Annotated in this window: 15 protein-coding genes; 4 read left to right on the top strand and 11 right to left on the bottom strand. The window is 66.7% G+C overall.

Annotation, left to right across the window (positions count from 1 at the left end; genetic code table 11):
- Positions 1-35 precede the first annotated feature (35 nt).
- From QRT08_RS02245 to QRT08_RS02210, 8 genes are all read right to left on the bottom strand, one after another.
- Positions 36-392, bottom strand: coding sequence for a Zn-ribbon domain-containing OB-fold protein (locus QRT08_RS02245; protein ID WP_286044094.1), 357 nt, complete (start codon positions 390-392; stop codon positions 36-38).
- Positions 389-1,543, bottom strand: coding sequence for a thiolase family protein (locus QRT08_RS02240; RefSeq protein ID WP_286044092.1), 1,155 nt, complete (start codon positions 1,541-1,543; stop codon positions 389-391). Before QRT08_RS02240 ends, QRT08_RS02245 begins: the two co-directional genes overlap by 4 nt.
- A 98-nt stretch (positions 1,544-1,641) precedes the next feature.
- Positions 1,642-2,385 carry a beta-ketoacyl-ACP reductase gene (locus QRT08_RS02235; RefSeq protein WP_286044090.1) on the bottom strand — a complete coding sequence of 248 codons (744 nt, stop codon included), beginning with the start codon at positions 2,383-2,385 and terminating at the stop codon, positions 1,642-1,644.
- 135 nt (positions 2,386-2,520) lie between these two features.
- Complete coding sequence (gene phaC / locus QRT08_RS02230; protein ID WP_286044088.1) at positions 2,521-3,975, bottom strand: class III poly(R)-hydroxyalkanoic acid synthase subunit PhaC; 1,455 nt, start codon at positions 3,973-3,975, stop codon at positions 2,521-2,523.
- Positions 3,972-4,526, bottom strand: a complete 555-nt coding sequence (locus QRT08_RS02225; RefSeq protein WP_483299930.1) for a poly(R)-hydroxyalkanoic acid synthase subunit PhaE — start codon at positions 4,524-4,526, stop codon at positions 3,972-3,974. Before QRT08_RS02225 ends, phaC begins: the two co-directional genes overlap by 4 nt.
- Positions 4,527-4,578: 52 nt before the next feature.
- Positions 4,579-5,046: a hypothetical protein gene (locus QRT08_RS02220; RefSeq protein WP_286044084.1), complete on the bottom strand. Its 468-nt coding sequence runs from the start codon at positions 5,044-5,046 to the stop codon at positions 4,579-4,581.
- Positions 5,039-5,368 (bottom strand): AbrB/MazE/SpoVT family DNA-binding domain-containing protein, encoded by a 330-nt coding sequence (locus QRT08_RS02215; RefSeq protein WP_286044082.1) that lies wholly within the window; start codon positions 5,366-5,368, stop codon positions 5,039-5,041. The genes QRT08_RS02220 and QRT08_RS02215 overlap by 8 nt, the downstream gene beginning before the upstream one ends.
- 223 nt (positions 5,369-5,591) lie before the next feature.
- Positions 5,592-5,864 (bottom strand): hypothetical protein, encoded by a 273-nt coding sequence (locus QRT08_RS02210; RefSeq protein ID WP_286044080.1) that lies wholly within the window; start codon positions 5,862-5,864, stop codon positions 5,592-5,594.
- Between QRT08_RS02210 and QRT08_RS02205 the strand changes: the two genes are divergently transcribed.
- Positions 5,858-7,015, top strand: coding sequence for an ABC transporter ATP-binding protein (locus QRT08_RS02205; RefSeq protein WP_286044078.1), 1,158 nt, complete (start codon positions 5,858-5,860; stop codon positions 7,013-7,015). The two genes, QRT08_RS02210 and QRT08_RS02205, sit on opposite strands and share 7 nt — an antisense overlap.
- Here the strand turns inward: QRT08_RS02205 and QRT08_RS02200 are convergent.
- Positions 7,009-7,329 carry a 2Fe-2S iron-sulfur cluster-binding protein gene (locus QRT08_RS02200; protein WP_286044077.1) on the bottom strand — a complete coding sequence of 107 codons (321 nt, stop codon included), beginning with the start codon at positions 7,327-7,329 and terminating at the stop codon, positions 7,009-7,011. The two genes, QRT08_RS02205 and QRT08_RS02200, sit on opposite strands and share 7 nt — an antisense overlap.
- 80 nt (positions 7,330-7,409) lie before the next feature.
- Here QRT08_RS02200 and QRT08_RS02195 point away from each other — a divergent pair, with 80 nt between their 5' ends.
- The 3 genes from QRT08_RS02195 to QRT08_RS02185 all read left to right on the top strand — a co-directional run bounded on the left by QRT08_RS02195 (position 7,410) and on the right by QRT08_RS02185 (position 9,934).
- On the top strand, positions 7,410-8,462 hold the full coding sequence (locus QRT08_RS02195; protein ID WP_286044076.1) for an alcohol dehydrogenase catalytic domain-containing protein: 1,053 nt from the start codon (positions 7,410-7,412) through the stop codon (positions 8,460-8,462).
- 147 nt (positions 8,463-8,609) lie between these two features.
- Entirely contained in the window at positions 8,610-9,485 is an 876-nt protein-coding gene (locus tag QRT08_RS02190) for a 3-hydroxyacyl-CoA dehydrogenase family protein (RefSeq protein ID WP_286044074.1), read from the top strand.
- Between the two features lie 32 nt (positions 9,486-9,517).
- The gene (locus tag QRT08_RS02185; protein ID WP_286044072.1) at positions 9,518-9,934 is read left to right on the top strand and encodes a helix-turn-helix domain-containing protein; all 417 of its coding nucleotides are present in this window, start codon (positions 9,518-9,520) and stop codon (positions 9,932-9,934) included.
- A gap of 14 nt (positions 9,935-9,948) precedes the next feature.
- On the opposite strand, the gene QRT08_RS02180 is transcribed toward QRT08_RS02185, so the two are convergent.
- The gene (locus QRT08_RS02180) at positions 9,949-11,829 is read right to left on the bottom strand and encodes an archaea-specific SMC-related protein (RefSeq protein ID WP_286044071.1); all 1,881 of its coding nucleotides are present in this window, start codon (positions 11,827-11,829) and stop codon (positions 9,949-9,951) included.
- Between the two features lie 77 nt (positions 11,830-11,906).
- The gene (rdfA, locus tag QRT08_RS02175; protein ID WP_286044069.1) at positions 11,907-12,524 is read right to left on the bottom strand and encodes a rod-determining factor RdfA; all 618 of its coding nucleotides are present in this window, start codon (positions 12,522-12,524) and stop codon (positions 11,907-11,909) included.
- Positions 12,525-12,577: the final 53 nt, after the last annotated feature.

Below are 12,577 nucleotides of genomic sequence, written 5' to 3'. Positions count from 1 at the left end.
CCTTCCGTTCGGGCCAACGGTTCGGACGGGAGTTCTCACCCGGTGGGCTCGAACCGATAGCCGTCCCACTCCTGGCTCTCGGGTTCGCGGATCCCGGCTCCCGGTTCCCTGAGTTCGTCGACGTAGACGGGTCGCACTTCGTCGCCGATCTCGACCGCGTCGGTGGTGAGTTGACCGAGCGCGCGGACCGACTGGCCCTCAACCTCGAACTCGACGATCGCGAGGTGGTTGGGCTGTCGGATTCCCGGCGGGGTCGCCGTCGAGGTCGTCCACGTGACGATTTCACCCACTCGCTCGGTGAGGTCGATCTCTTCTACCCGTTCGCCGCCCTCCGGCCCCACGGGGTGACCGGGATACGTGATCGTGCCGTCGTCGTACTTGGTTGCCTTCATTGTGGACCCTCCACGATCGCGGTGAGTACGCAGTTGCCGAAGCCACCGACGTTACACACGAGGCCGACGTCGGCCTCGACCTGTCGGGGACCCGCCTCGCCACGGATCTGCTGGTATATCTCGTAGATCTGTGCGACGCCGCTCGCCCCGAGGGGGTGGCCCTTCGACTTCAGCCCGCCGGAGGTGTTGATCGGGAGGTCACCATCCCTGTCGGTGACGCCCTCCTCGACGGCCTTCCAGCCCTCTCCCTTCTCGAAGAACCCCAGGTCCTCGCTCTGGAGGAATTCGAGGATCGTGAACATGTCGTGGAGTTCGGCCACGTCGATGTCGTCGGGCCCCCGCTCGGCCATCTCGTACGCCTCGCGGCTGCTCTCGACGACCCCACCCATCACGGTCGGGTCCTCGCGCTCGTGGACGACCTGCGTGTCGGTAGCGCCCGCGATGCCCGTAAGCAGCACGTAGTCGTCGGTGTACTCCTCCGCCTTCGACTCGGGGCACATGAGCAGCGCCCCCGAACCGTCGGTGATCGGGCAGAAGTCGTACAGCCGGAGCGGGTCGGCCACGATCGGCGACTCGAGGACCTCCTCTAGACTCACCTCCTTTTGGAACTGGGCGTGGGGGTTGTCCACGCCGTTCTTGTGGTTCTTCACCGCGACCTTCCCCAGACTCTCGCGGGGGGCGTCGTACTTGTCGAGGTAGTGGCGGGCGGTCAGCCCCGCAAACGAGGGCAGGGTCGCCCCGTGTTTGTACTCGACGGGATGGGTGATCGAGGCGATCACGTCCGTCGCCTCGCCGGTCGTGCGGTGGGTCATCTTCTCGCCCCCGACGAGCATCGTGAGGTCGCTCGCGCCGCTTGCGACCGACTGCCAAGCCGCGTACGCGCCTGCCGCGCCGCTGGAACTCGTCTGATCGATCCGCTGAGTGTAGGCGGGAATCGCCCCGATGTCGTGGGCCACCATGTTCATGATGCCCGTCTGCCCCTCGAACTCCCCGCTGGCCATGTTCGAGGTGTACAGGTGTTCTAGCTCGCTCGGTTCTACGTTCGCGTCGTCGAGACAGTCGAGTGCGGCCTCCACGAGCAGGTCGCGGAGCCACCCCTCCCGTTTTCCGAACTGGGTCATCGACGCGCCGATGATCGCTACGCGCTCCATACTGACTGCTCACACGGGAGGACTATATCTGCTATGTTATGCCACGGCCGTTCGACGGGACGTTCGACCGATCGGATCGCCCCGAACACACCAGGTGGTTACAGGTCCATGCCGCCGTTGACGTCGAGCACCTCGCCGGTGATGTACGACGCTTCGGGGCTCGCGATGAACGAGACGACACAGGCGATCTCCTCGATGGTGGCGAAGCGCCCGAGCGGGATCTGCGACTGGATCCGCTCGCGCACCCGCTCGGGAATCCCCTGGACCATCTCGGTCTCGGTGAACCCGGGGGCGACGCAGTTGGCGGTCGAGCCGCTGTCAGCGAGTTCGAGCGCGAGCGTGCGGGTCAGCCCGAACATCCCGCTCTTGGCGGCGGCGTAGTTGGCCTGGCCGAGGTTACCCTGTTTGCCGACCACCGAGGAGATGTTGATGAGTCGCCCCTCGTCGGCGACGGCGATGTCGTCGAAGAACTCCTTGGTGCAGACGAACGCGCCCGTCAGGTCGACCTCGATGACGCGATCCCACTCCGCACGCGTCATCTCCGAGAAGAGCGTGTCGACGTTGATCCCGGCGTTGTTGACGAGGATGTCGACGGAGCCGAAGGCGTCGTCGATCTCCTCGTGCATCGCCGCGACCTCCGCCTCGTCGGTGACGTCCGCCTGCGTGGCCATCGCGGACCCGCCCGCCGTCTGAATCCCGTCGACGACCTCTTCGGCCGCGCCCGACGACGCCCGGTAGTTGATCGCGACGTTTGCCCCCTCGTTGGCGAGCTCCTCCGCGATGCCGCGGCCGATCCCTCTCGACGATCCTGTGATCAGACAGGTGCGGTCTTCGAGTCCCATGGTTTCCTCGGAGGCGGCCGGTCCGCTCCGAGTGATACACGTTATCGCGCCTACCTAAATGTTGTCCCACCAAAGAGAGCGATCACGGGATCGGGGATCAACCGAACGACGGAAGCGAACTGTCGGGGCGAACCGTCACTCCTCGACGCGATCGGTCGCCTCGTCGACCCAGTCCTCGACCGACTGGGGCGACGAGACCTCGATGCGCTCGGCGAGGTCGTCGGGGTCGGACTGCGCCAGCGCCTCGACGGTCGAAACACCGGCGTCCCGGAGCCGTTCGGCGAAGGTGGGGCCGATACCGGTGATCGTCTCGAGGTCGGCCCCCTCGGCGTTCGCGCCGTCGTCTTCCTCGCCGGCTTCGTCGGTCGACTCTCCGTCTTCCGCGACGGTGTGGTCCTCGTCGGTGCCGGTCTCGTCGCCCGCGACGTCCTCCGCGAGGGCGGCGTCGGGCTCTTCGGGTTCGGTGACCGCCTCCGCTTCGGGTTCGGGCTCCTCCTCGTCCGTCACCGAGCGCTCGGCGTACCACTCACAGACCCGCGGCCAGAGTTCGGCGTGGGACTTCGAGGAGACCGAGAGGCCGATGTGGCCCGTCGGGAACTCCATGACCTCGGTGTCCTCGCTCGCGGCGAGTTCGTTGAACGGTTTCGAGGCCTCCGGCGGGATCAGGTGGTCGTACTCGCCGACGATCTGCAACAGCGGCATGTCCACCTTCGAGAGGTCGACGTGTTTGTCGCCAATATAGAGCTCGTTCTCCGCGAGCTTGTTCTGCTGGTAGATGTCGACGAGGAACTGCTCGTAGGTCTCCCCGGCGACGTCGATCCCGTCGCCGATCCAGCGCTCCATGCGCGCGAAGTTCTCGACGAACTCCTCGTTCTCGATGTTGTCGTACAGCTGGACGTACTTCGTGAGGAAGTTCTGGACGGGGTCCATCACCGCGAAGCCGATGTCGAGGAAGTCAGCGGGGACGTTCCCGAAGGCGTCCGTCACCGTGCCGGGCGAGTAGTGCTCCTCGTCGCCCCACTGCTCGAGGACGCCGCCCGTGCCCGTAAAGCACAGCCCGGCGGCCATCAGGCCCAAATTCCGCACTTTCTCCGGGTGGAGCGCGGCGTACATCACGCTCATCGTCCCGCCCATACAGTAGCCGAGGACGTTGATCGAGTCCTGCTCGGATCGCTCGCGCACCACGTCGACGCAGTTGTCGATGTAGCGATCGACGTAGTCCTCGAGCGTGAGGCCCGCGTCCATCGTCGAGGGCTCGTTCCAGTCGATCATGTAGACGTCGAACCCGTTCTCGAGGAGGGTGCGGATGACGCTCCGATCGGGCTGGAGGTCGAGGATGTACGGCTTGTTGATCAGCGCGTAGACGATGAGGATGGGGACGTCGTGTTGCTCCTCGGTCTGGGATTCATAATGGAGGAGTTCGAGCTTGTTCTCGGTGTAGACGACCTCGCTGGGCGTCCCCCCGACCTCGACTTCCGCCATCTGTTCGAGTTGTTCGGGCGACTCGGTGCTCTTCTCGATGGTCTCCGCCGCCCGCTCCCAGCTCTGACGGTACAGGTCGAAACCCACGGTGAAGGGGTTCGTCGTCATTCCTCGTCCTCGCCCTCGAGGTGCTCGATGACCGTATCGAGCTTGTTCTCGACGGCGTGCTGGCGGCGTTCGAGTTCGATCAGGCGCTCGCCGACCTCCTGGACGTCGTTCTTGGTGGCGAACCCGAGGTTGTGCAGCGTCTCGTCGGCCATCTCGTCGATCTCCTGGCGGTAGTCAAGCGCTTCCTCGACGGTCTTGCCGGTCGCGGCGGCGAACGCCGTGGTGTCGGTGACGTCCTTGAACGCCTCGTTCGCGGCGTTGAGCCAGATGTCGCGGAACTCCTCGGGCTGGACGTCCTCGCCCGAGACCATGTCCATCGAGCGCTCGTAGGCCCGCTGGGAGGCGTCCATCCACGTCGCGTACGCGTTCGCGTAACCCTCAGCGCCCTCTTCGAAGCGCTCGGGGTCCGTCGACTCCTCGACGGCCTCGACCCACGACTCGACGAACGAGGCCTGCGCCTCGACGTTCTGTTCGAGCGACCGGGCGAACTGGTCGTTCATCGACTGCATAAACTCGTTCCACTGCTCGGCGTCCGCCATCGGGGGGTTCATCTCTGTCATGGTGTGTACTGAGGGTTCTGGTATTAAAAAGGTGGGCGACTGCTTACTGCTCGACCGCGTCCTCGGCGGACTCGATCGCGATCTCGGTCTGCTCCTCGGCCTGCTGGCTGGCCTCGACGGCCATCTCGGTCGAATCGTCCGCCATCGATTCGAGCTGCGAGACGAACTCGTCGTAGGCCTCGGCGTTCTCCTCGGCGAGCTGCTCGAAGGCGTCCCACGACTGCTCGTGGAGGTCGAGGAAGGCCGCGAACTGCTCGTCGATCGCCTCGTGGACCTCGCGGACGCCCATCGCGTCGCCGCCGGCGTCCTCGATCGCCTCGAAGTAGCTGTCGACCGCCCGCTGGGTCGCCTCGACGTTGCGGCGCTGGGTCGACTTCTGCGTGTCGAAGGTGCCGCGGAACGCCTCGAAGGCGTCGTGCTGGAGCTTGAGGCCGCGCTTAAACGTCTCGTTGCTCTGGTTGATCATCGTGCGCTGTGCGTCGAACATCGGGGTCATGAGTGTGTCAGTCATCGTTGGAGTTCCTGTTGGTGTCGAGGGGGATGACGATCGTCTGGACGATATCGCCCTCGTCGATTCCGAGCGCCTCTCGTTCCGCGTCGGGAATGGAGATCCGCCCGCCGCTCTGGACGCGCGTCTTGAACGCCGCCGCTCCCATGCTCATCGCCGAGAGCTGCGACAGCCCGCCCATGTTTCGAGCGCCGGTCGGGTTCATCCCCGACATCCACTGTGCGAACAACTTCCGCTGCTGCTCGACAGCCTCCTCGCTCGCCTCCTGCAGCTGATCCGCGAACATCGCAGGCGGCCACCACATCTCGTCGGCGTCGTTCGTCATCTACTCGATCGAAGGAGCCACACGGACATAAGTGTTGCCGTTGAAAACCATTCAGAACCATCTGTTACCATCAAGGTCCGAATAGTCCGGGTCGCCGGTCTCAGCCGCCCCGTCTTTAGGCTGCCCTAAAACAGGCCGATCCGACGAGTCCGATCCGGGCCTCGGACGGTCGGCATCGATCGCTTGGCGCTGTAGTAGACCGTCCGAGAAGCTTTAGGAACACCTAAAACCCCGGGCGGTCTACTACAGTGCCGAGCGTGAGCGAGAACCCATCGACGATCGACGCGTCGGCAGCGCCGACGGGGACGCTCGGGGGGCGGTCGGTAGCGCCGACGCCCCCCGGACCGATTACGACGCTCGTCGGGGCCGCCCCCGCACGAGCGAGGTCGAGGACGGTACGACCGCCCGCGGCGCATCTCTCGCGCCCGACGGGCGTCTCGACGCCCGCGGTCCCGGGACGCTCGGTTCGACCCGGGGAGGAGGGAGACGATGGCAACTGACGGACTCCGCGTCGAACAGACGCGACGGACACGGACGGATCGTGCGGAAACCGACTCCGGGAGCGAGGCGGTCCTGGAACTCGACGAGATCTCCAAGCGCTACGGCGACGAACGGGCGGTCTCGGAGCTCTCGCTGTCGGTCCGGGAGGGTGAACTCCTCACCCTGCTCGGGCCGTCGGGCTGCGGGAAGACGACCACCCTGCGGCTGATCGCGGGGCTCGAACGCCCCGACGACGGCGAGATCCGCGTCGGGGACGAGACCGTCGCCGACTCGATGGCCTCCGTCGAACCCGAGGGACGGGACATCGGCATCGTCTTCCAGAGTTTCGCGCTGTTTCCCCACATGAGCGCAGCCGAGAACGTCGCGTTCGGATTGGCGGACCGAACCGAGGCGGAACGGGACGAGCGCGTCGGGGAACTGCTCGACCTCGTCGGCCTCGCGGATCACGCCGACAGCAAACCGAGCGAACTCTCGGGCGGGCAGAAACAGCGCATCGCGCTCGCGCGCTCGCTCGCGCCCGAACCCGAGATCCTCCTGCTCGACGAACCGTTCTCGAACCTCGACGTCGACCTCCGGGTGGAGATGCGCGAGGAGGTCCGACGCATCCTCAAGGAGGCGGGCGTCACGGGAATCTCGGTGACCCACGACCAGGAGGAGGCGATGTCGATCTCGGATCGCGTCGCCGTGATGAACGAGGGGACGGTGATGCAGGTCGGCCGCCCCGAGGACGTGTTCCAGCACCCCGAGTCACGGTTCGTCGCGGGCTTCCTCGGCCACGCCAGCTTCCTCTCGGGATACGTCTCGGACGACGTCGTCGAGACGGCGCTCGGAACAGTCGGCCGCGATCGGATCCACGGCCTCGCCCCCGAGTACGACCGCACGCGGATCGACGTGCTCGTTCGTCCGGACGACGTGCTCGTCCGCCCCGCCGACGAGAGCGAGGAGCGCGAGGGAAGCCAGGCAGACGGACGGGTGACCTATCGGCGGTACCTCGGGCCGACGGTCCTCTACCGGGTCGAACTCGAGAACGGCGACGTGGTCGAGGCGATGCACAACCACGCCGAGCGCGTCTCGCTCGACACGCCCGTGACCGTGGAACTCGCCGCCGCACACGACCTGGCGTGGTTCCCGACCGAGGATCACTGATCGGTCTTCTGGCCCCAGAAGCCGCCGTGTTTCGTGACCTCGACGTCCCCCTCGACGTGGGTCTGACACGCCAGCCTGAGACCCGACTCGAGGTCGTGGGGCCACTTCGAGAGCCGTTTTCGCTCCTTCTCGCCCATCTCGCTCACGGCCCCGTCGACCTCGACCGCGCAGGTCCCACAGACCGCCCGGCCGCCGCAGTTCGCGTAGTTCGCCGCGCCGTTGTGCGGCGAGAGCCCCGCCTCGAGGAGGGTCTCGCGGAGTTCGTCACCCGCCTCGCACTCGATACGCTCGCCCTCGTAGCTTATCGTGGGCATGGTTCGCATACGACGGCCGTCGGCAAAACGGTTGGCCCGGGATCGGTGCGTTGGTATGGCTCGCACCCCTCGGGAGGGTCATGCGCGCAGTCGTTCTCGAGAGCTACGGGGAACCGCTCGCGGTGCGAGACGTCCCGGAACCCGACCCCGATCCCGACGGCGTGGTCGTCGAGGTGGAGGCCTGCGGGATCTGCCGGTCGGACTGGCACGCCTGGAAGGGCCACGGCGAGTGGGTCGACGACGTCCCACCCGAGGGCCAGATCCTCGGCCACGAACCCGCAGGGACCGTCGTCGAGGTGGGCGATCGGGTCGAAACCCTCCGGGAGGGGGATCGAGTAGCGGTGCCGTTCAGCCTCGGCGACGGCACCTGTCCCCGGTGTCGAAACGGCCACGGGAACGTGTGTGACGACGGGATCGCGCTTGGGTTCGAACCCGCAGGACAGGGCGCGTTCGCGGATCGGGTCGCCGTACCCCACGCCGACTACAACCTCACCGAACTCCCGGACGGCCTCTCCGCGAGCGCGGCGGCCGCGCTCGGCTGTCGGTACATGACCGCCTACCACGGGCTCGCCCACCGCGCCGACCTCGCGCCCGGCGACTGGGTCGCGATCCACGGCTGTGGCGGGGTCGGGCTCTCGGCCGTACAGATCGCCCGTGCGCTCGGCGCGCGCGTACTCGCCGTCGACATCCGGGAGCAAGCCTTGCAGAAGGCTACCGAACTCGGCGCTCACGCGACGGTCCACGGCGAGGGCGACGTTCCCGGATCGATCCGTGAGCGGACGGACGGCGGCGCGGCGGTCTCCGTCGACGCGCTCGGGATCGCGGAGACCTGTCGGAACTCCGTCGACTGTCTCGCGAGCCTCGGCCAGCACCTCCAGATGGGGCTGACCACGGAGGCGGAACGCGGCGAGATACCCCTCCCCACCGATTCGATGGTCGGCCGCGAGATCGACTTCCTCGGCTCGCGCGGCATGCCCCCGACCCGGTACGACGAACTCCTCGCCTTCGTCGAGGGCGGTGCGATCGACCCCGGCGCGCTCGTCACCCGAACCGTCCCCCTGAACGGGGTGCCCGACCGGATTGCCGCGATGGACGGGTACAGTACCACCGGGATCGAAGTCTGCGAGCCCTGACCCGAAATTTCGTATAGCGATATGGGATTTACTTAGTGCGTGATAATATAACAAATATATTCGTCGAGAACCGGTCGGCGAACGGCGAGATCCACGGTAGAGCGGCCGTTCACAACGATTAACTCCTCGCCGCGCACGCGAGTCGGCATGAACGTCGCCGTCCTGGGGGCAGGAGCGATGGGCCGGGGGATCGCACGGGCGAGCGCGAGAGCGGGCCACGAGGTGACGCTTCGCGACCTCAAGGGAGAGCACGTCCGAAGCGGTAGCGGGACCATCGAGGCCCTTCAGGAACGCATCGATCGGGAAAACGTCGCTCCGGCGGGCCACGAGGGGGCGTTCGGACGGATCGCGGACACGGCCGGCCTCGACGACGTCGCGGGCGCGGACCTCGTTATCGAGGCGGTTCCCCGGGGGATAGACGTGAGACGGAGCGTGATCGCCGACGCGGAGCGCGTCACCGACGGGGCAGTGATCGCGTCCACCGCTTCCTCGCCATCGCTGACGAGGATCACGAGCGTGCTCGACGATCCGGCGAGGGTGATCGGACTCCACTTTACCGACCCGATCCACCTGACGGACCTCGTCGAGGTCGTCGTCGCCGAGCGGACGGCCGGCTCCACCGTCGAGTTCGCCGCGGAGTTCGTCGCGAGCCTCGAAAAGGAGACGGTCGTGATCGCCGACGCGCCCGGCTTTGCGACCTCTCGGCTCGGGGTGGCGGTCTGCGTCGAGGCGATCCGGATGGTCGAACGGGGTGTCGCGGGCCCGCGGGCCATCGACCGGGCGATGGAACTGGGCTACGGCCACCCGAGGGGGCCGCTCGCGCTCACCGACGTCGCCGGTCTCGACGTCCGACTGTCCCTCCTCGAGGACCTCCGTGAGGAACTCGGCGAGCGGTTCCGGCCACCCCGCCTCCTGAAGGAGAAGGTCCGTGCCGGCGAACTCGGCGAGAAGACCGGCGAGGGGTTTTACGTCTGGGAGGACGGCGATCGCGTCGGCGTGAGCGGGACTCGGTCCATCGAATAAATATAATTACTTGGAATACGAACGGTGATTCGATGGGCAAACTCGACGGGGTCTCGGCCGACGACCTTCGCGAGGCGCTTTCGAGGACCGGGGACCACAAGGCGGTGCGCCGTCTGATGGTCGCCCTCGCCTACAAGGACGGCGACTCGGTCGACCGACTGTGCCGTCTGTACGGGATCCCGAAGTCGACGCTTTATTACTGGCTCGATCGGTTCGACACGAGGGGAATCGACGGGGCGCTCGAGGACGAGTCGCGTCCCGGCCGGCCGCCGAAACTCGACGAGAGCGCGCGAGAATCGCTCGCTGACGACCTCGCCCACTCCCCCGCAGAATGCGGCTACGAGAGCGAGGAGTGGACGCCGGAACTGGTCGGTGAGCACGTCGAGCGGGAGTACGGCGTCGAGTACTCGACCGGACACGTCAGACGCCTCCTCAGGGAGGGACTGTAATCCAATTACTTCTGTTAGATCTCGGTGATACGCGGGTAGTCGTCGTCGAGTGCGGCGGCGTCCTCGGGGAGGAGGGCGACGACGATGTAGGGGGCGTACTGTTCGAGGTACTCGACGAGCGCGGCGATCCGCTCGGAGTCGAGCGCCTCGAGCGAGTCGAGCAGCATGAACGGGACGTGTTCGTAGACCTCGTGGACGAGGTAGCCCGCGAGCGCGACGATCAGGCCGGTGACCTCGCGTTCGCTCTCGCTCAGGTGGTCGACCGAGTCCTCGTAGGTCGTTCCCGACCCGGTGCTGCGCGTGACGTGGAGTTCGAACGTCGCCTCGTCGCCGGTCGCGAGGCGCTCGATCCAGATCCGTTCGAGGTTGGCGTACTCGAGCAGGCCGAGCACCGTCTCCATGTGCTCGTTGAACGCGCCGATCGCCTCGCGTTCGAGACGCTCGATCCGGGTGCGCTGTTGTTCGAGCTCCTCGTTGATCTCCTCGCGTCGGTCCTTCAGCCCGTCGCGTTCGGCGAGGCGATCCTCGATCTCCGCGAGGTCCTCGTCGATGGCGTCGAGTTCGCGCCGGAGGCGGTCGCGCTCGACCTCGTTTCGCGTGACGGCCTTCTGGGCGTCGAGGGTCTCGTCCTCGTCGGCTTCGATCTCCGATTCGAGTTGCTCGACCGTCGAGCGCAGCGCGTCGCTCCGCTCTTCGAGGTCGTCGATCCGCTCGCGGCGCTCCGTGAGTTCCGATTCGAGGTCCGAGAGGGTTCGTTCGAGTCGGTCGCGCTCCTCGCGCCGTTGTCGGTACTCCGCGCGTTCCTCGGTCAGCGATTCGAGCCGCGAGGAGACCTCGTTTCGTCGTTCGACCTTCTCGCTGCGAAGCTCACGGAGGTTCGAGAGCGTCTCCTCGATCCGGTCGGTCTCGACGCTGCTCCCACACGTCCAGCAGGTGACCTCACGGTCGGCGAGCAGTTGGTCGGTGACGTTCCCGTCGCCCGCGTCGAGCAGTTCGGGGTACTCGGCGTCGACCATGTCCTCGTTGAACTGGATCACGGTCTGGAGCTGCGAGACCGTCTCGTCGAGTTCGCGCTTGCGCCCCCTGAGACGCTCGATCTCGCCCGCCAGGTCGTCGAGGTCGTCCGTATCGATCGTGAGGTCCGACAGCTCGTCCCGGACCTCCTCGCGTTCGGCCTCGAGCGACTCGACGCTCGCGCGCTCGGTGTCGAGGTCGTAGGTGACGTCCTCGAGGTCGGTCTGGGCCTCCCGGAGGCGGTCGAACCGTTCGGAATCTCCCTCGGAGTCCTCGTCGGCCAGCGCCTCGCGGGCCTCCGTCAGGCTCTCCTCGACGGATTCGAGCTCGTGTTCGAGGCGGGCGCGCTCCTCCTCGAGCGACCCGTGCTCGCGCTCGGCCGCCGAGAGCTCCGAGAGCTCCTCGTCGATCCCGCGTTTCTCGGCCTGCAGGCGCTCGATCGTCGCCTCGATCTCGCCGACGTCGACGGGCCGGAGGATGAGTTCGCGCAGGTCGTCGCCGCGGACGACCGCCCGGCGCGCCTCGTTCGACTCGAGCAGGAACGCGAAGAGGTCCGCGAGCTGTGACTGGTCGAGATACGGCTCGCCGCCGAACGCGACCGTGCCGTTCGTCCGCGCGAGCGTCCGCGTGTAGGTTCGCCCACCGAAGTCCATCTCGACGCGACCCCGCTCGGCGTCGCCCTTGAGCGAGGCCCGATCGCTTCCCAGCGCGGCCATGATCGCCTGCAGGAAGGAGGTCCGGTTCGTCGCGTTCCGCCCGGCGAGCGCAGTCACACCGGCGTCGAGTTCGACGCTCGTCGAGTCGATCCCGCCGATCTTCTCGGCTCTGACGGTGACCGACCCGTTCGTCTTCGTCTCGTTCGACTCCTCGGCTGAGGACATACTCGCTCTATCGACTCGTCCAAGCATAAGCCTTCATATCCCCGCTGCGAACCGTTACACACGTATTCGTGTAAGACTCAGTCCCGACACGAGCACCCGCCCTCCTCGAGGAACGTCGTCGCGGCAGTCGAGCGACCGCACTCCTCGCAGGTCACCTGCACGTCGACGAAGACGCCGGAGATCCCGCTCGAGAGGGCGTCCCTGGCGGCAAGTCGTTCGATCGAGTCCTCGGTGACGACGCTCGTCCGGGTGATGAGCGCCCCGATCTTGTCGAGTTCGCGTTCGCGCCGCTCCTCCGGCGAGAGTTCGACGCTCGAGGGATGGGTCGCCTCGCGGTACTCCGTCAGGTAGGTGTAGATCGACTGGTGGGAGACGAAGTCGGACTCGAGGTCGTCGATCGGGACGCCGGCCCGGTCGAGTTCCCGACGGGTCTGTTCGCGCATCCCCGCGCTCACGTCGTCGTCGCTGAGCAGTCGGTACCTGTTCTCGACCTCGCCGTCGAGCGAGCGCATCCCCGCCTCGTCCATCGCCGCCTCCAGCACGCGCCGGTTGAACAGGTCCGCGAGCGCGCGGAGGCTGTACTGCTCCCCGCGCTCGCCCGTCCAGTGCTCCTCCAGTTCCGCGCCGAACCCCTCGAGACCGTACTTCTCGATGACGCGGCCGACCTTGCCCTGAGAACGTCCTTCGCTGGCCATCGAACGTCGATTATCGCTCCACACCAATAAACACACGGCTCGACCCGCCAGCG

This window comes from Halalkalicoccus sp. NIPERK01, assembly GCF_030287405.1.
In the GTDB taxonomy this organism is placed as follows: Archaea; Halobacteriota; Halobacteria; order Halobacteriales; family Halalkalicoccaceae; genus Halalkalicoccus.
Note: the sequence above shows the minus strand (reverse complement) of the source record. Positions and strands in the feature narration are given on the sequence as shown.

Bases quoted from the DNA above. Each gene is read 5' to 3' on its own strand.
- QRT08_RS02205 (WP_286044078.1), top strand. From the start codon at position 5,858: ATGGCAACTGACGGACTCCGCGTCGAACAGACGCGACGGACACGGACG.
- QRT08_RS02200 (WP_286044077.1), bottom strand. From the start codon at position 7,329: ATGCCCACGATAAGCTACGAGGGCGAGCGTATCGAGTGCGAGGCGGGT.
- QRT08_RS02195 (WP_286044076.1), top strand. From the start codon at position 7,410: ATGCGCGCAGTCGTTCTCGAGAGCTACGGGGAACCGCTCGCGGTGCGA.
- QRT08_RS02245 (WP_286044094.1), bottom strand. From the start codon at position 392: ATGAAGGCAACCAAGTACGACGACGGCACGATCACGTATCCCGGTCAC.
- QRT08_RS02215 (WP_286044082.1), bottom strand. From the start codon at position 5,368: ATGACGAACGACGCCGACGAGATGTGGTGGCCGCCTGCGATGTTCGCG.
- QRT08_RS02180 (WP_286044071.1), bottom strand. From the start codon at position 11,829: ATGTCCTCAGCCGAGGAGTCGAACGAGACGAAGACGAACGGGTCGGTC.
- QRT08_RS02235 (WP_286044090.1), bottom strand. From the start codon at position 2,385: ATGGGACTCGAAGACCGCACCTGTCTGATCACAGGATCGTCGAGAGGG.
- QRT08_RS02240 (WP_286044092.1), bottom strand. From the start codon at position 1,543: ATGGAGCGCGTAGCGATCATCGGCGCGTCGATGACCCAGTTCGGAAAA.
- QRT08_RS02185 (WP_286044072.1), top strand. From the start codon at position 9,518: ATGGGCAAACTCGACGGGGTCTCGGCCGACGACCTTCGCGAGGCGCTT.
- QRT08_RS02190 (WP_286044074.1), top strand. From the start codon at position 8,610: ATGAACGTCGCCGTCCTGGGGGCAGGAGCGATGGGCCGGGGGATCGCA.
- phaC (WP_286044088.1), bottom strand. From the start codon at position 3,975: ATGACGACGAACCCCTTCACCGTGGGTTTCGACCTGTACCGTCAGAGC.
- QRT08_RS02220 (WP_286044084.1), bottom strand. From the start codon at position 5,046: ATGACTGACACACTCATGACCCCGATGTTCGACGCACAGCGCACGATG.
- QRT08_RS02225 (WP_483299930.1), bottom strand. From the start codon at position 4,526: ATGAACCCCCCGATGGCGGACGCCGAGCAGTGGAACGAGTTTATGCAG.
- rdfA (WP_286044069.1), bottom strand. From the start codon at position 12,524: ATGGCCAGCGAAGGACGTTCTCAGGGCAAGGTCGGCCGCGTCATCGAG.